The organism is Vibrio sp. Vb1166, from assembly GCF_033338695.1.
GTDB classification, from domain to species: domain Bacteria; phylum Pseudomonadota; class Gammaproteobacteria; order Enterobacterales; family Vibrionaceae; genus Vibrio; species Vibrio alginolyticus.
Window position 1 is genome coordinate 111,776 of record NZ_JAWOTE010000006.1, and the last position, 16,842, is coordinate 128,617.

The window sequence follows — 16,842 nt, forward strand, 5'->3', positions numbered from 1 at the left end:
CAAACTAGAAATTCAAAGGTCAGCGAGTCTGGCCTTTTTGTTTAATACAGAAACCTTTTTAGAGAGACAGCTATGGCTCGCACCATTCTTTACACTTACAAAGACCAAGACAAAGAACTGACGTTCTCATACCAGCAACACCGCAACATTCAAGAAGCAGTTGCAGAGGCAGAAGGTATCGATATCACTGAGTTCCTAAAGATGGAGCAACAAATCGAAGCAGTGTCTGACACTAAAGCGGTGCGAAACTACCGCGACAACTACTTCAGAAAATTAGGCTTTAGCAAAATCACCCTAGCTCAAAAAGAAAACCTGGGCGTAGGCAAAAAGAACAAATAAGCTTAGCTGCAAACAGAAAACTCACGATTCGTCGTGAGTTTTTTATGCATGCTACTTTTGTTCATGATCTATACCCGAGCATACCGAAATTACTTAGGTATATAAGTAAAAGCCCCGTTTAACCTTGAAAGTCTAAACGGGGCTTTAAATTTCTTCTTACTTTATATCGAGTAAGGTTTAAGTCATTACTTGATGTTTAAGAACGCAGCGCCGCGTACACCACCTGAATCACCGTGTTTTGCTTTGATGATCTTAGGACACTTAGCCACAGACAATAAGTGTTTAGGGATGCGTTTTGGCATCTCTTCGTAAATCAATTCGAAGTTAGATAAGCCGCCACCAAGTACAACGGTGTGTGGGTCTGTTGCAGTAAACAGGTTTGCAAAGCAGATCGCTAGCAGCTCCATAAAGCGCTCGACGTGCTCTACTGCTTTCTCCTCACCCTCTACGTGCGCTTTAATAATGTCGATCGCTTTCTTCTCTTCGCCGTAGTAATGCGCGTAAAGAAGCTCGAAACCACGACCAGATAGGTAGCTATCTAAACAGCCTTTGTTGCCACAGCCACAACCCAGTAATGGTGCGTTTTCGCCTAGGTGGAACCATGCGTCGATAGGAAGACGTGTGTGACCCACCTCACCCGCTACGTGGTTGCGGCCAGAGAATACTTTGCCTTCGTAGATAAAGCCGCCACCAAAACCAGTACCAAGGATCAAACCTAGTACAGATGGTTCATCTTGAAGATCTTCGTCCCAGGCTTCAGAAAGCGCGAAACAGTTTGCATCGTTTTCAATTTTTACGCTGCGACCGATTTTAGCTTCCAGATCAGCACGAAGTGGTTTGCCTTTTGCCGCAGGAACGTTAACTGTTAGTACCGTTGCATCATCGGCGTCTTCCATACCTGGTAGGCCAAGACCAATCGTACCTTCGCAGCCAAACTCTGTATCGTATTTGTTCACCAATTCCGCAATGGTATCAACCAGCAGCTCGTAGTTGTCTGTTGGTGTAGGTACACGTTCCGTCGCTACACGCTCAAGCTTCTCGTTAAATGCACCAAATTCAATTTTAGTGCCGCCGACATCAAAGCCGTAATACATGTATTTCTCTCCTAAAAAATGCTTCAAACGACTCTCAAAAATGGCTAGAGTCAAAAGTATAAACTGATGGCATTATCCATATCTGTACGCCTGCAAACCGTGACCGAATGCAGATTTATCCCCTCACCGAAGCCAGTTGAACAACATACCATCAACAAAAGCTCATTCCTTAGAGTCAGCTCTCGGTTTTCATCCACTCTTTGAAACGTTTCAAGTGTGGCTGGTTAGGGTCGTTTTTGACTCGAGTCTTGCTCAGCATGTAAGTTTCTCTGAAGGCTTCAAACCACAATTGAAGGCATTCCGCAGCTTTCGGCTCACCAGCTTGTTTTAAAACTAATGTCGCGACTTCGGCGGTTGAAAGATGCTGCTCATTCTCGGAGCGGCGCATGATGTATTCAGACAGAGATTCCGGCTCAATGGAAAGCACAGGCAAAGATTTAAGAAAATCAGAACGACGGAATATCTTTCGTGCCTCACGCCAGCTACCATCAATAAAGATCAGCAACCATTTTTTGTTCTCGACATCTTCTTTTACCAATCGCCCTGGCTCTAGATCTTCAATTAAACGAGAGGGATCATCCACATAGTCTGCAGGAAATACAATCACCGGTTGGTAACTGTCATCCTGTAGTAGCGCTAGCATCTCTTCAGACGGTTCTGTTCGGTTCCATTGATACACGTAAGTCTCTTGAATCGTATCAGCGATTAGACGACCGGTATTACTTGGCTTAAACACTTCGTTTTCAGAAACAATCAACATACATGCAATATTGGCCTTGATGTTTGGCTGAAGGTCGCACAAACAGTGTTGCTCAGAAACCTGGCAATATTGGCAACGAACCACTTTACATCCACGCGCGTTGAAAGGCTTGGTTGAGATAGATTGTCGGTACTGATATAAACGGTGGAAAGCGTGAATTCTCATGGTAAGTAATGCCAAGTAAAAAGTAGAGCGCGATTCTACTGATATTATGGCTTCGCCTCAAGATAAGCCCATCAGCAGTGTGTTGAAATAATTTCACTCTTATCTCGGTCATAGATAAAGAAATAAATAAGGGAATGACAGTGACAGAAACGACATTTCAAGAACCCTCATGGCTCAGATTAGGCTTTTTCCTTGGCGTATTATTGCTTTGTGCCATTTGGGAAAACAAATTGCCTAGAAAAACACTGACCGCTTCGCGCAGGTTTCGCTGGGTCAATAACTTGTCATTGGTCGCTTTTAACAGCCTAGTTATTGCTTTAATCATGCCTATCGCCGCCTTTCAAGCTGCGGTCATAGCTCAGGAGCAACAATGGGGGCTGCTCAATATTCTGTCCCTCCCCGCTTGGTTAAATATTTTTCTAACCGTCATTTTGCTTGATTTCGTCATTTACGCTCAGCATGTTGTCTTTCATCATGTAAAGCCGCTGTGGAAGATTCACCGAATGCATCACGCCGATCTCGACATAGACGTCACTACAGGCGCACGCTTTCATCCCTTCGAAATAATCATTTCAATGGGAGTAAAAATTGCAGCCGTGTTTATCTTAGGTGTTTCACCTATCGGAATTGTGGTATTTGAAATTGTGCTTAATGCGAGCGCGATGTTTAATCACAGTAATGCAAAACTGGCTTTATCTATGGACCAAAAACTGCGAAACGTCATCGTTACACCAGACATGCATCGCGTGCACCATTCAGTGATAGTAAAAGAGACCCACTCAAACTTTGGTTTTTTCCTTTCAGTTTGGGACCGCTTTTTTGGGACATACCGAGCTCAGCCTAAGTTGGGTCATGAAGATGTTGTTATTGGTGTGCCGGAAATTAGAGACGAAGAAGAGCAAAGATTAGATAAGCTGTTAACGCAGCCCTTTCGCTACAATAAAGAGAAGAAGTAATGGTTGAAAAAATATTGTTGGATGAAGTATGTCAACAAAACGAATAGACCAAGCCTAAACCCCAGTTAAACACTACTTCATCCTCATGATGTGTAAGAACAGATTAGTTTTCTGCTAGCTGACGCTTTTTGTTTAGCTGAGTAATACCAACAAATAAACCAACAACACCAAGCACTGCACATGCCAAAGCATTGGTGTTCATTACTTGCTGTGCCTCTATTGAGCTGTATAGAAAAGCAAGGCTGAAGAAAGTGGTGGCAAAGCTCAAACCTGTCAGTACGCTGAAACCAGCAAAACTGGCCAAGTCTTTAAAATCGTTCATAACGAGTCCCTGTTTACAATCCTTAATCGAGTGTTGTGAAAATAATAATTAACGAAATATTTGGCGCGATTGACTATGTTTTCGCGCATTCCATAACCAGATAGATACCCCAAATGAGAACCCTAAAAACAGTGTCTTCATTTGTAGGGCGACGTTGTTATCTAATATTTCTAATGTATAGTGAGCGTGGGAACTAAAGATAACATTGGTTATAAGAATCAATAACATAACGACTAGGCCAGAGCGGCGATGCTTGACCAATAGATACGCTGCTAATAAGTCCAATAGTCCCAAAGCGCTCCAATACATATTCAACCAGCGTGGCGCAAAATCGTAAGGTAAAAAGCCACCAACAATGTTGTCATAAAGATGAACCACTCCGCCAACTGTCATAAAAAGGCATAAGAGAAACACGACGAATTTATCCATTACCGTTTCCTTATCTGAATGAATGAGCAAAGCATATAGAAGTCACTTAAACATTTGTAATCCCATCGCCATTTTTGAGATCGACAGTGCCATTATCAACACGATGAGAACAGTAACGGCTGCTCTACCTTCTTTATTTAGCATAGTGTTTGCTTTGTCATTGTCCCAAATCCGCCAATGCAACGACAGAATCCTCCTTTAAATCACGCCTTGGTTTATCAACTCTCGTACCTTTTCCAGCCCGCGCTGAAACACAGTATGTGCATTCGCGGGAAGGCCGCTCTCGACATCGTGCCAGAAGAACGCGAAATCATGTCCACCATCGTCTTGCGTATGAAACAGCCATGAATTAGCGAGGTCAGCACACTCACACAAAACAAAATGCCATACTTGATTTTGAAAGCCACTGTCCCATGAGCATAAATATCGTGCGGAATGAACATGTGTGATACCAGACTCCTCAGCGAGCTCCCGCTTGGCCGCTATGATGTAACTTTCATCAAACACTTCAACAGTGCCCTTGACGAGCTGAACACCCGCCAACGGATGTTTAAAAAGTAGGATCTCTTGATTTTGATTACGTAGAACGACGGGGCAAACTTTATCGATCACAAAACCACTCCTTCTTATGGCTTTAGCTTTCTCTGGATATAAAAAAATCGCATGAAGCTGCATGATTCATTCCTTTGAATTCTGGCGACATTCTAGTCAACGAGTCCCTCGAACAAAGCATTAACATCACGTTGTGATAACTAAACCCTTTAGAAATGAACGAGATGAGATGTAACTCACTTTTGCGATGCAAATAGGAGCCATTAAATGAGTAGCCGTAACAAAAAAGCAGAACCGAGGTTCTGCTTTTAGTCGGTGGAAACATCTCATTTACTTGGTCTGATGAAGCTCATACTTGTGCAGCATTGCTTGCTGGTGCCCAGCAATTTCCGCCACTTGCTCAGAACTCTCAACCATAGACTCAAGCTGCAGCTTTGTGCGTTCGCCAAGATCAGAAATATGTGTGATGGATTGAGATACATCTGCCGTCGCTCGTTCTTGTTCTTCTGTAGCAACTGAGATTTGCTCAACACGTTCTTGAATGTGCTTAACCGCGAGGTTGATATCAGAGAATGTCGATTTCACTTCATTGCTGGACTGTAGCGCGTGGGTCATTTCTTCTCTTGAATCATTAACTGCTTGGCGCGAGCGCTCTGCGGCAGTAATAAGCTCGCTCATCATTTCTCGGATGTTCGTAGTTTGTTGAGAGGTATCACTTGCAAGTTTGCGAACTTCATCAGCGACAACCGCAAATCCACGCCCTTGCTCACCAGCACGGGCAGCCTCTATTGCCGCGTTGAGAGCAAGTAAGTTGGTGTTGTCCGCGATCCCACTGATCATATCCACCATTTCACGAATCTGTTTAACACGCTGGTCTAGCTCTAACATTGACTGTTCATTTACATCCAAAGAGCTTTCTAATGACTCCAAACGTTCGCGGTTTTGTTCCACGACTTGAACCCCTTTTTCAGTGTGTTGGGTTGCAAGGAGCGAGTCCTGTGAAGATGCATTTGTCACCATTGCTATTTCACGAATAGAGGCTTCAAGCTGCGTTATGGTCGTGATCATACTCGACAACGCTTCATTTTGTGTTGCCAACCCATCACTTGTTTGTTCGGCTGCACTGTGACTTACTTCTGCCGTCTGATAAAGCGTTTCACAATTGCGCGTCACCGTTTGAATGGAGTCATGTGTGGAATCGATTACTTGATTCAACTTTCGTGCTACTTCTTTCAGCTCATAGGGGCCAACTTCTTCTGCCTTGTCACGAAAATCATGTTCGGTAAGTGCTGAAAGACGCGTTAGTACATTCCTTAACCCTCGGTTTGTCCATGACTTGAGACTAAACCAAGTAACAAGAATAATAAAAGAAATCACACACGCCGCAAACACGAGCACAACGCTCACCGATTCAATGGTCTCGTTGACCACCCGCTCCTTTTCATCGATCAACTGACCAGCGGTTTGGGAGATTTGATCAAGTAACCGCATGGTTTCATCCGCAAGCATCGAAGCCTGTTTAAACTCTGAACGTTGCAATTCCCCTTGTTCTAGTTTGGCGAGGATCAAACGCAGCACGCCCTTTTCACTAAAGCCTTGTTTCACCATCTCATATGGTGCGGTTAAGCTTGCATATTCACTTACTTCAGGATGGAAAGATTGGAAGTCTTCATAGGCGAGTTTAATACCTGCTATGCGATTTCGCATTTCTCGGTATTCTTTTTCGGCTTTGTTTAATTCTGAGTGCATCATCATGACTAAGAACGTACTTTCCATTGAGCTTGCAGAAGCAATGAAACGGTTAGCGGCATCGCTCGACTCAGGATTATCAGCACTAAGGAACGAACTGATTCGATTCATTTCCGGGCCGATAGAGCTAAGCCCATAGCGAAAACCACCAACAGCGGCATCAATATCCATTTGAATTTGTATCACCGAAGATTGCTTCAACAAAATGGACTGCGTGATGTTATGTAAACGCGCTAGTTTGGTGTCTAACTCCTCCGAGAGTTGCTGAGCTACACCAGACGCTTTCACAACCAAAGTTGTGCTTTGAGTTGCAAGAGAGTCGATTTGCTCTTTTACGAGAGGCAACTCTTTCGGCTCAGTAATCTGCATACCATGGTTGAGTAGCTTAACCATCTCCAATACATTCCTGGTTAACTTTGCGTTTGCCATCGCGATTGGTAATGCTTTTTGCGACAAGTCTTCAAATTGTTCCCCTACCTGTTCCATTCCTTTGAAACTTGAGACAGAAAGGGCTATAACAAGAGCAATGATAGTTAAAAATGTTGCACTGACAGCCTGAATCAGTGAAAGTGATGTGCGTGAGCGTTTTCGCTTTGCCATAATCAATTTTTATTCTTTCTTAAGGTTGAATCGGTTCTGCAGTGATTCCGTCACATTTGTGAGACAAAACCGTGATTTGCAGCCCATACTATGGATTGGTTATGACACTAATATTTCAGTTGTGAGTCATAGAGATGACAGGTGGTGATTTGCGTCGAGTATATTTTCCTTTGATAATCAGTGTGCTACTAAGCGCCTGCTCTTCTGGGCCTGAGCCTAGTGAGCAAGCTCAAGTGACAGCACCTACAAATCAGCTATTGTCGGACAACCCCGACTTGTTCGAGTTTTACACAGAGTGGCACGGCACGCCTTATCGCTTAGGCGGGACACAGAAATCTGGAATTGATTGCTCAGCATTTGTACAAAAAGCGTTTATTGAGGCTTATCAGCTCTCGTTACCAAGGACAACGAGGCAGCAATCAACGCAAGGTGTGGAGTTAAGTTGGACGGATGCCAAGCAAGGGGATCTAGTGTTTTTTAAAACAAGACGTACAACTTATCATGTCGGAATTTACTTGGGTAACAAGCAGTTCATGCATGCATCGACGTCTAGAGGTGTGATTATTTCAAGAATCGACAACCCATACTGGGCATCTAAGTTTTGGCAAATAAGAAGAGTTACAATGTAACTCTTCTTACTCTTAACCGGACATTGCTGTAAGTTAAAACAATATCAGTCGTAAGTCGCAACAGCATTATCGAACAGATTTTTGACCAGAGCGATGTATTCATCAAGGAACGTGATCTGTTCATTGGTCGCTTTTTTATGCCATACCCCAGCCAATATCTCACCAAGATCTTCAACAACTGCATCAGCCTCTTTCAACAATTTGAAACGTACGCTCGAGTGAAGTTCTGGATTTTGCTCAAAAATCGCCATGATGTTTGAAGCCACCATATCGGTGACAACATCTTCGATGCTTTCGGATCCAGTGTCGCCAATTTCGGTCGTAAAAATATCTAGATTTAGAGACAAGTGCTCGATAAGAGCGAGATATCCATCGGTTTCTAAAACCACTGTTTTTCTCCGTTTATTGCAAGCCTTCGAAGCTGAAAGCAGAATAGTTTCAATAGTAAGACATGCCGAGAAAATTTCATTAACTTATTTCATATTAACAAACATTCACGAACCAACTGGATGATTTTCAAACAATTGAGCTTTGCTTCACTGAATTCGGATACAGGGTTTCTTCAAACCTTTTTATATTTCAGCCATTTTCATGCAAACAGGTTTGGTTACGACCATTTTCTTTTGCACGATACAGCGCAGCATCGGCACTCTTTAACCATTGAGTGTGAGTTTCAAAATAAGGCTTATACTCGCAAACACCAATACTTATCGTGTAATTAATCAAAAAATCTTCCACTTTCACGATCTCTTGCTCAATTCTTTTGCGCAAACGCTCTGCGAAATAGCAAGCTTGCTCCTGGTTTGTGTGAGGAAGTAGTACGGTAAACTCTTCACCACCAAAACGACCGCAGATGTCACTGCTTCTTGCTGTTTTTCTCAACAAGGCAGAGGTTCGACGAATGACTTCGTCCCCTGTCGGGTGACCATAAGTATCATTCACCTTCTTAAAGTGGTCGATATCGAATATTACTAATGAGCATGGTCCGTCGATAACTTTTAAGTGAGCAAACTCATCTTTCAATGATTGCTCCCAATAAGCGCGATTAAATAAACCTGTTAAACCATCTTTGCGACTGATTTCCGACAAATGTTGATTTGTTTCTTTCAAATGAATGCGATTTCTCGCAGTTTCAGAAACATCATTGACTTGAATCGCTATGTGGCTGACCTCTCCTGAGAGCCCAATTAACGGCGTGATCACGATATCTTGATACATAAAATCACTGCTGTTTGAAACCGGAGAAAAATTGTTGAACTTAAAAAGATACGGTCGGTTTTCCCAGCTAGAAAAAGAACGAGTTTCCAGATCGGCGGCAGCTTTTATCTTGGTTTCTAGCCAAGTTCTTGGCAGCTCTTCAAAATGCTCAAATAAACATTCACCAAGAATTTCTTGTGATAGAATGCCACTGTATGACTGCATAAAACTGTTCCACACACACACTTTATACTCTTGATCCAAAACAATAAGCCCTGAATCCATCGTATCGAGAATTTGTGTGACCCAATGAAAGTCTGCTATGTCCAGCGTGATATCGGACATTAGATTAGCTCCATGATTTCATAGATTATTTCTACGGATGGCTTATCAATTAAAAACAGTACCTCGCACTCGAAATCGAGCGCTTCTGCCATGTAGGTGTATTCGATAGTAAAGAGCTCACCCCACTCGCCTTGCTCTTCACAATAAGGTGTTAAGGTATCCACAATGCCTGGCTGACGAAGTGAGAACTGCTTGTCGAGTTGATCGCCCAATGATGTGAGAAATGACGAAACCAGTAGGTTAGAGATATTCAAGATGATTTCATTATGAGGCGTAAACTCAAGGAGGTAACCTAATTTTTCCCCAATCTGATTGATATCCCTACCACGTAAGCACACCAGTGCCTCTCCGTGAATACCACCACCGACAAACCTCTGCGCTACCGCAACGGAACTGTCACGCCCAACCACATCAACCAGTGTCATATGAAGCTCGCCGTAGGACAACGGTCCAACATGAGGAACAGGAAGTTGGATGAACTCATGTAAATGGTCAGCCATAATCGCAGCCCCTTTACCAAGGGCAATGTTCGCAATTTCACGGAATTTGGCTAGTAAGGAAAGCTCTTCGCAACCCTGGTTTTTAGAATCAACCGAATGACTAGGTTTGAACGCATAATGCAGCCCTAATTGTTCGTATAGTGGGAGCACCTGCTCTTCTGTCAGAGGCTTAGCGATAAAAGCTTGAGCACCAAGATCGAGACAGCGCTGTTTTGCCTCTTGTTGAACATCTCCAGAAATAATGACGATTTTGGTCGGGTACTGACTAACAGGTAATGATTCGAGGACCTCAAAACCATCCATTATGGGCATCGTTAAATCGAGAAACAAAATATCGATATTTTGCTCAGCAAGAATATTAAGCGCCTCATAACCATCTTGCGCTTCAATAAGATGCAATGATGTATCTTGTACGATAGAACGCGCAATAAGCTTTCTTGCAACAGCTGAGTCATCACATATCAGTATTTTCATGCCACCAATGGAACTAACGTCAAAAAAATCATAATACCTGTTGTAAACGTTCATCTCCATATGCTAAGCCAACAAATCAGAGGCTTATAAGCGATTTGATTCACATTTATACAAATTGACTACACTAAGAGGAAGGTTTCTTTACTAAGTATGCTCAACATAGCGCCAACTCCCTGCTATTTATCCTAAACTATTGGTGGTCAAATAGATTCGCGAGGTTTTGTATGTGGCAAGCAATATCGCAACAGCTTTCTGATACTTTATTGTTCGATTACCAGATCACGGAAAAAGTAAGGCTGTCTGGTGGGGATATCAGTGAAAGCTACATGATCAATGATGGCGAGCAACGTTATTTTGTGAAAATTAACGATCGCGAGTTTTTGTCGAAATTTGAGGTAGAAGCTGAAAGCCTGCATCTTTTGCGTGAAACATCCACCCTATTTGTACCTGAGGTGGTATTGGTTGGTAAAACCAAAAATGCCTCATTCCTAATTCTTAACTACCTTCCAACGAAACCATTAGAAGATGGTCCCAACAGCTTTAAATTTGGGCAGCAATTAGCTCACCTACACCAGTGGGGCGAGCAAAAAGAGTTTGGTTTTGATACCGACAACTATCTCGGTTCGACTCTACAGCCCAACAAATGGCACAAGAAATGGTGTGTATTCTTTGCTGAGCAACGCATAGGATGGCAATTACAGCTCCTTAAAGAAAAAGGCGTCACCTTGGTTGATATCGATGACTTTATCGATGTCGTAAAACAGCGGCTAGCAAACCATGCTCCGGAACCTTCTTTGTTGCATGGCGATTTATGGAATGGAAATGCGGCACTCACTGCATTCGGTCCTATCTGTTACGATCCTGCGTGCTATTGGGGGGACAGGGAGTGTGATATTGCGATGACGGAGCTTTTTGGTGGATTTCAACCAGAATTTTATCAAGGCTACGAATCGGTTATGCCACTTTCTTCAAGCTATGAAGAGCGTAAAGATATCTATAACCTTTACCATGTTCTCAACCATTGTAATTTGTTTGGCGGCCATTACTTGGAACAGGCTCAACTGGTTATTAATAAAATCATTTCTTATTAATTTGGAAGCCACTGCATATTTCAAGATGTAAAATCTCGAGGCACATCACTACAGAAGATCACCCTAAGCTCAAGGTTGAGTTTGGGGTCAAGTTTAGTACTTATTTCGACTCAATTAGCAACAACTCGACCTAATATCAAAGGAGACTTAACTTTGGATTGTGCCTATTTTCCTTGTAGGCAAAGTAAGTAAAGGGCTGTACTTCCTTGATGAATAGTGTGTTTAAAAGCCCTGCGAGATTAGGAGTTGTTGTATGAAAAATTATACCGAAAGGTATGTAAAGTGCCCGCATTGCGGACACTCTATCGGCATTACATTGGATGCAAGTAATGGTGACCAAGAGTTTTATGATGATTGCCCAGCTTGTTGCCACGCTATCCACCTAAATATGCGAGTGGATGAGTTACAAGATAAGGTCGAACTATTTATCGATGACAATTACGAATAACAGCTCGAGCATGTGAACATCAGAAATATAAAAACGCTTAAATGAAAAAGGAGCACTAGGCTCCTTTTTCTCATTCTAAAGCTGTTTTGCTGCAAGAACGCGCTCAACAGTATCAACAATTGTTTGAGTGTGAGGATCAAACTCAATATTAACACGCTCCCCTACTTGTCTCACTCCGAAAAGCGTTCGCTGCAAGGTTTCTGGAATTAGGTGTACTGAAAAACGACACGCTTCAACTTCACCAATAGTTAGCGAGCAGCCATCTAAACCAATGTAACCTTTCGCTAATACATATTTCATTGATTCTTGCGGCAGTTGGAACCAAATCGTGCGGTTATTGGGCGTATCGATGATATCGACAATATCTGCCGTCAAACTAATATGACCAGACATGCTATGTCCGCCTATTTCGTCACCAAACTTAGCCGCGCGCTCAATGTTTACGCTATCCCCTTCCACCAGCCGACCTAAATTAGTAAGAGCCAATGTCGCTTGCATTAAATCAAAACTGGTAAGGTTGCCTTCGATCTTAGTCACAGTTAGACAACATCCGTTGTGTGCAACGGATGCACCAATTTCTAACCCTTTACAAAGTTCATCGCTTAACTCGACAACGTGCGTTTGAAAGCGTTCTTTTTTATCAATTTTAACGACCTTCGCCGTACCCTGAACTATTCCTGTAAACATTTCTTTTTACCTATTGATTTAATACCAACTGTAGTCGAAGACTAAGCCCTAAACACTGCGCTACAGGTCGGAAATAAAGACCTCAGGCGATAAAGCCATGGCTTAATGAACACTGGTTTGTTCTCATGCATGCTTCAACATTACCATGATTCGCTGCTGTTCTCAGTAAAAGCGTATCCTTAGCGTGGAGAGCGTCCAGTCAGTGTTATCGACTATTCACTACCTAGCTATGGAATATAAACATACAATTGTTTATCATTTGCGCGGAGTTTCTCCGAGGCATTTTTTCACCTTATCGTGACTAAAATCAACCATCAGATCCGTTCACCACATCTTTTGCCCTCGAGTACTCTCATTCTTTCAACTTATTGTTCCGCTCTGGAGTATTTTTCGTGCATCGCTATAAAGAAGAAGCATCAAGTCTTATCAAATTGGCGACCCCGGTATTGATCGCATCTGTCGCTCAAACTGGTATGGGGTTTGTTGATACCGTAATGGCTGGCGGCGTTAGCGCCACCGACATGGCTGCGGTTTCTGTCGCTTCAAGTATTTGGCTACCATCCATTTTGTTTGGGGTGGGTTTATTAATGGCATTGGTCCCTGTTGTCGCACAGTTAAATGGCTCTGGTCGTCGAGTGAAAATACCGTTTGAAATTCAGCAAGGCGTCGTTTTGGCATTGCTGATCAGTGTGCCGATAATTGCAGTCCTGCTTCAAACCCAGTTTATTCTCGGGCTGATGGATGTTGAAGCACTGATGGCTGAAAAAACGGTGGGATACATTCATGCCGTTATATTAGCAGTACCCGCTTTTTTACTTTTCCAAACGCTTAGAAGCTTTACGGATGGTATGTCATTGACGAAACCGGCAATGGTTATTGGCTTTATCGGTTTGCTGCTCAACATTCCTCTAAACTGGATTTTCGTGTACGGCAAGTTTGGTGCACCTGAATTAGGCGGTGTTGGCTGTGGTGTAGCAACCACGATTGTTTACTGGGTCATGTTTGCCATGCTATTGCTGTATGTGATGACATCAGAGCGATTGAAAAGCATCAACCTATTTGGAGAATGGCATCGCCCACAATGGAAAGCGCAAGTTCGTCTATTCAAGCTCGGCTTTCCTGTTGCAGCAGCGCTGTTTTTTGAAGTGACATTGTTTGCTGTTGTTGCACTGCTCGTTTCACCACTGGGTCCTATCATTGTGGCAGCGCATCAAGTCGCGATTAACTTCTCCTCGTTGGTATTTATGCTACCAATGAGTATTGGTGCAGCAGTAAGCATTCGTGTCGGCCATCGACTTGGTGAAGAAAACGTAGATGGCGCGCGCGTAGCGTCACGAGTCGGCATTATGGTTGGTCTAGCATTGTCCGTTCTCACAGCGATTTTAACCGTCTTGTCTCGTGAGTGGATCGCCGAGCTTTATACTAGCAACCCAGAGGTAATCACTCTAGCGATGCACCTGCTCGTGTTTGCCGCTGTTTATCAATGTACGGATGCGGTTCAAGTGATCGCAGCTGGTGCATTACGCGGCTATAAAGACATGCGAGCCATCTTCAACCGTACTTTTATTGCTTATTGGATTCTTGGGCTGCCAATTGGTTACGTCCTTGGCCGTACAGACTGGATTGTCGAGCCAATGGGAGCACAAGGCTTCTGGCTTGGTTTTATCATCGGCCTATCTTCTGCGGCCTTTATGTTAGGCGTCAGAATGCGTTGGATGCATCGCCAAGAGCCAGAAGTGCAATTGAACTTTTCAGTTCAATAAAAAGTAAAAAAAGCCAGCATCCGCTGGCTTTTTTGATCGAATAATCACACGGTTGAGTATACTTATAACAAGATTACAAAGCGGTTGATTTTGCTCTCTAGACAACGGATACGAAGTTAGAAAAAAGGATATTTGTGCGGTCTATTTTATTGTTCTTAATCTTGATTCTTAATGGTTGTGATAACTGGTTCAATCCAGAGAACGCCATGTTTGATAAGTATCATCAACGTGTAGCCAATGTATTGGACGTTCCTGCTATTCCAATAGAATTACAGTCTACGGTAACGATTCCTGCGAAACGCGTTTTGTTCGAGCCATTGCCAAGGCTATCTATTGGCCTGCTAGAGAGCTATCAATTACGACAGTGCGGACTCTTCAATTTACTTGCTGAGAAAAACTCGCAACTTGGAAAGGTGCAGGATGCCTTTCATGATTTTGATTATCAAACTGCCCTTTTAAGAGTCATGCATCGATGTTTATCCGAATTTCCACTTAGCGATGAAGAACGCGCGACATTGACAGAGCTTTACTCAACCAAGTGGCAACATTTAGACATTCATCTCGACAACTTACTACTCGTAAGTGACGCCATGCAAAAGCAACTAACTGCCTCTGATTGGCTATCTCAAAATACGACGAATGATATTGCACGCATTAACGATGTCTATCGTATTTTCAGCGAAATGTATGATTTACCCCACCGCGCGGTCTCACGTCTACCCGACGTGGAAGTTACGCAATATCAAGAAGAGTTAGAGAAATCTCGTTTACTCGGACGACTTTACTATTCAATGGTAAACACATCCCTTTGGTTAAAAGCGACAACTCAGCTACTTGAGCAGAACCAGAGCAATGTATTGTGCGGGCCGAACAGAGACACCACCCAGTTCCGCTACTTAAGAAATGTCTTTCAATCCATTTACGTTGAAGAAGTGCAACCTTATTTGGCTTATTTAGACAGTACCTATCAACAACTTAATGATGGTGCCACTTTGGTGGAGAACCGTATGCAACTCCATGGTCACCAGTACGGCATCATTGAGGCACATAGGACATTTAGGCAAGAAACCCTAAACCACGTTCAGTTTTGGCAGGGTCTCTTCAAACGATGTGGCGTAACCGTTGGCAACTAGTAAGTGCAGAGCGTTCTATTCCTTCAACCTTTCACGCAAGAATCGAGCAAAACGTGGTTTACCAGTATGTGTAAAACCGTTATATCTAAATGTAATGGTTGAACCAATTTTCGGAGGCTGGCGACGCACTTCATCGGTAAATCCGCTACCGATGTAAAACTCAATGCCATTTGGTAAGCGAACTAACATTGCTCCCATCATACCTAATAAGCGCCCTGTTCCTGGCTTATAACCCACAACTAACGCTTCATCATCTGCGTATCGTTTTAGTTTAAGCAAATCACTACCGCGTCCAGCCTGATAGCGGCTTGATACCTTCCGCAACATCACCCCTTCACCGTCGGATATTGAAATTTTATCCAACTGTGTAAACAGATGAGCTTCATTTTGAATCGCTCGGTGCTCGACATATTTGATATGAGGCTGGTCGACTTCAAGCACTAAGTCTTTGATGTTGTAATAACGCTTCCGATAATCACCAGCAGAATATGGCATATCAAAGATCATAAAGTCGATGTGTCGCCAAGCAGACTCTACAGGAGTTTTATCTAATACCGTTTGCTGAACAAGATGGAAGTTACCTCTCCCAGCCCAAAGTTCACCGTCCAACGGATAATCAGGCAAAGGTCCTGTAAACCAGTCTGGGGCGTAGATTCGATTACCATTTCTCGTCACGAGATGTTGCCCAGTCCAATAAGCGCGAACACCATCAAGTTTTTCGCTATACCAATATTCAGACACATCAATGCCATCCTGATAGCTTTGTGCAAGAGAAACTGGTGGTGCGAGAGACATATCCGCTTGAGGCTGTGAAGACGCTGCCATAACAGCCAGCGCAATTAATGTCATTTTTAATGGCATAAGAAGACCTTGTACAAAAAATCGCCTTTATTGAAACGTAAGTCCTCTCGATGACCTATTTATTACTAGTTATTCTTCGACTCATAACAATCAACATTAGTAATAATTTGCAAAGATAATCATAAACTTTAGACAGGTTTTGCATTTAGTCGTTACACATTATTCTCGTATGGCGGATGGTTCGTCAATCGAGTTGGAATCTAATCATGACGTGCCTCCCCCGGTCTAACGACTTCTTTCGGCTCAAAACCTCTTATAAGCAAACCATTTCTCTGTGCGTTTTTGATTCTCAATTTGAGAATCAGTCCTTTCTCAAATTGAACAATATAATTAACAATATTTAACTGTTTGATTTTTCATTAATTTCAAATTGGCACGTTACCTGCTCTATATCCAATTAGAAAAACAAACGGAGACAGAGTCATGGAATTACGCAAACTAGAAATCAATCAAGACAAGTTAGCCATTGAGTTTTTTGGTGACTTAGACGCAAGCGGCTGTCGACAAGCACAACATCACATTGATGAAGTAATTCACAACAATCATCACAAAGAAGTCGAAATTAACCTACAGCACGTCCAATTTCTTGATTCTTCAGGGATTGGTGCCATTGTTTACTTATATAAGCGTCTAGTTGAACGTGAAAGAAGCATGAGTATTGAAAACGTATCAGGCCAACCTTTAGAAATCATGAGCTTGCTTCGTATCAACCATGCCATTCCCGTTAACTCAAAAGGACACTAAAAAT

Annotated in this window: 19 protein-coding genes; 8 read left to right on the top strand and 11 right to left on the bottom strand. The window is 42.9% G+C overall.

Translation table 11 applies throughout. From position 1 onward, the window contains the following. Positions 1-72: 72 nt before the first annotated feature. Complete coding sequence (locus tag R7E51_RS08935; protein WP_005377584.1) at positions 73-339, top strand: DUF2960 domain-containing protein; 267 nt, start codon at positions 73-75, stop codon at positions 337-339. A gap of 185 nt (positions 340-524) precedes the next feature. Here the strand turns inward: R7E51_RS08935 and nagK are convergent, their stop codons facing one another. Together nagK and R7E51_RS08945 are read right to left on the bottom strand one after the other, a co-directional pair. After that, positions 525-1,433, bottom strand: a complete 909-nt coding sequence (gene nagK, locus R7E51_RS08940) for an N-acetylglucosamine kinase (protein WP_017820672.1) — start codon at positions 1,431-1,433, stop codon at positions 525-527. Positions 1,434-1,608: 175 nt separating this feature from the next. Further along, positions 1,609-2,358: a tRNA-uridine aminocarboxypropyltransferase gene (locus R7E51_RS08945; RefSeq protein ID WP_021033873.1), complete on the bottom strand. Its 750-nt coding sequence runs from the start codon at positions 2,356-2,358 to the stop codon at positions 1,609-1,611. A gap of 140 nt (positions 2,359-2,498) precedes the next feature. Here R7E51_RS08945 and R7E51_RS08950 point away from each other — a divergent pair, with 140 nt between their 5' ends. Next, positions 2,499-3,314 carry a sterol desaturase family protein gene (locus R7E51_RS08950; protein WP_031777247.1) on the top strand — a complete coding sequence of 272 codons (816 nt, stop codon included), beginning with the start codon at positions 2,499-2,501 and terminating at the stop codon, positions 3,312-3,314. A gap of 103 nt (positions 3,315-3,417) precedes the next feature. Here R7E51_RS08950 and R7E51_RS08955 read toward each other — a convergent pair whose 3' ends face one another. The 4 genes from R7E51_RS08955 to R7E51_RS08970 form a co-directional block, all read right to left on the bottom strand. Then, positions 3,418-3,636 (bottom strand): hypothetical protein, encoded by a 219-nt coding sequence (locus tag R7E51_RS08955; RefSeq protein WP_005389537.1) that lies wholly within the window; start codon positions 3,634-3,636, stop codon positions 3,418-3,420. 48 nt (positions 3,637-3,684) lie between these two features. Next, the gene (locus tag R7E51_RS08960) at positions 3,685-4,065 is read right to left on the bottom strand and encodes a hypothetical protein (RefSeq protein WP_005377611.1); all 381 of its coding nucleotides are present in this window, start codon (positions 4,063-4,065) and stop codon (positions 3,685-3,687) included. A gap of 198 nt (positions 4,066-4,263) precedes the next feature. Beyond that, positions 4,264-4,677 carry an NUDIX hydrolase gene (locus R7E51_RS08965; protein ID WP_021707743.1) on the bottom strand — a complete coding sequence of 138 codons (414 nt, stop codon included), beginning with the start codon at positions 4,675-4,677 and terminating at the stop codon, positions 4,264-4,266. Positions 4,678-4,947: 270 nt separating this feature from the next. Further along, the gene (locus tag R7E51_RS08970; RefSeq protein WP_017820668.1) at positions 4,948-6,966 is read right to left on the bottom strand and encodes a methyl-accepting chemotaxis protein; all 2,019 of its coding nucleotides are present in this window, start codon (positions 6,964-6,966) and stop codon (positions 4,948-4,950) included. A 134-nt stretch (positions 6,967-7,100) separates the two neighbouring features. Between R7E51_RS08970 and R7E51_RS08975 the strand changes: the two genes are divergently transcribed. Next, on the top strand, positions 7,101-7,595 hold the full coding sequence (locus tag R7E51_RS08975) for an NlpC/P60 family protein (protein ID WP_005377619.1): 495 nt from the start codon (positions 7,101-7,103) through the stop codon (positions 7,593-7,595). Positions 7,596-7,639: 44 nt separating this feature from the next. Here R7E51_RS08975 and R7E51_RS08980 read toward each other — a convergent pair whose 3' ends face one another. The 3 genes from R7E51_RS08980 to R7E51_RS08990 all read right to left on the bottom strand — a co-directional run bounded on the left by R7E51_RS08980 (position 7,640) and on the right by R7E51_RS08990 (position 10,111). Beyond that, on the bottom strand, positions 7,640-7,984 hold the full coding sequence (locus R7E51_RS08980; protein ID WP_005377620.1) for a DUF3802 family protein: 345 nt from the start codon (positions 7,982-7,984) through the stop codon (positions 7,640-7,642). A gap of 190 nt (positions 7,985-8,174) precedes the next feature. Then, positions 8,175-9,137, bottom strand: coding sequence for a GGDEF domain-containing protein (locus R7E51_RS08985; RefSeq protein ID WP_005377621.1), 963 nt, complete (start codon positions 9,135-9,137; stop codon positions 8,175-8,177). After that, entirely contained in the window at positions 9,137-10,111 is a 975-nt protein-coding gene (locus R7E51_RS08990; protein WP_206957999.1) for a response regulator, read from the bottom strand. Before R7E51_RS08990 ends, R7E51_RS08985 begins: the two co-directional genes overlap by 1 nt. 224 nt (positions 10,112-10,335) lie before the next feature. Between R7E51_RS08990 and R7E51_RS08995 the strand changes: the two genes are divergently transcribed. Both R7E51_RS08995 and R7E51_RS09000 read left to right on the top strand, forming a co-directional pair. Continuing rightward, the gene (locus R7E51_RS08995) at positions 10,336-11,202 is read left to right on the top strand and encodes a fructosamine kinase family protein (protein WP_005377623.1); all 867 of its coding nucleotides are present in this window, start codon (positions 10,336-10,338) and stop codon (positions 11,200-11,202) included. A 253-nt stretch (positions 11,203-11,455) separates the two neighbouring features. Next, entirely contained in the window at positions 11,456-11,650 is a 195-nt protein-coding gene (locus tag R7E51_RS09000) for a CPXCG motif-containing cysteine-rich protein (protein ID WP_017634925.1), read from the top strand. 75 nt (positions 11,651-11,725) lie between these two features. Here R7E51_RS09000 and R7E51_RS09005 read toward each other — a convergent pair whose 3' ends face one another. After that, a complete protein-coding gene (locus R7E51_RS09005) occupies positions 11,726-12,337 on the bottom strand; it encodes a riboflavin synthase (RefSeq protein ID WP_017820666.1) in 612 nt (203 codons plus the stop codon). A gap of 392 nt (positions 12,338-12,729) precedes the next feature. Here R7E51_RS09005 and R7E51_RS09010 point away from each other — a divergent pair, with 392 nt between their 5' ends. Then, positions 12,730-14,100, top strand: a complete 1,371-nt coding sequence (locus R7E51_RS09010; RefSeq protein WP_005377626.1) for an MATE family efflux transporter — start codon at positions 12,730-12,732, stop codon at positions 14,098-14,100. 134 nt (positions 14,101-14,234) lie between these two features. Then, positions 14,235-15,233, top strand: coding sequence for a DUF3080 domain-containing protein (locus R7E51_RS09015; protein ID WP_017820665.1), 999 nt, complete (start codon positions 14,235-14,237; stop codon positions 15,231-15,233). A gap of 15 nt (positions 15,234-15,248) precedes the next feature. Here the strand turns inward: R7E51_RS09015 and R7E51_RS09020 are convergent, their stop codons facing one another. After that, entirely contained in the window at positions 15,249-16,094 is an 846-nt protein-coding gene (locus tag R7E51_RS09020) for a DNA ligase (RefSeq protein ID WP_017820664.1), read from the bottom strand. Positions 16,095-16,517: 423 nt separating this feature from the next. On the opposite strand from R7E51_RS09020, the gene R7E51_RS09025 reads away from it, so the two are divergent. Next, positions 16,518-16,838: an STAS domain-containing protein gene (locus R7E51_RS09025; RefSeq protein WP_017634929.1), complete on the top strand. Its 321-nt coding sequence runs from the start codon at positions 16,518-16,520 to the stop codon at positions 16,836-16,838. Positions 16,839-16,842: the final 4 nt, after the last annotated feature.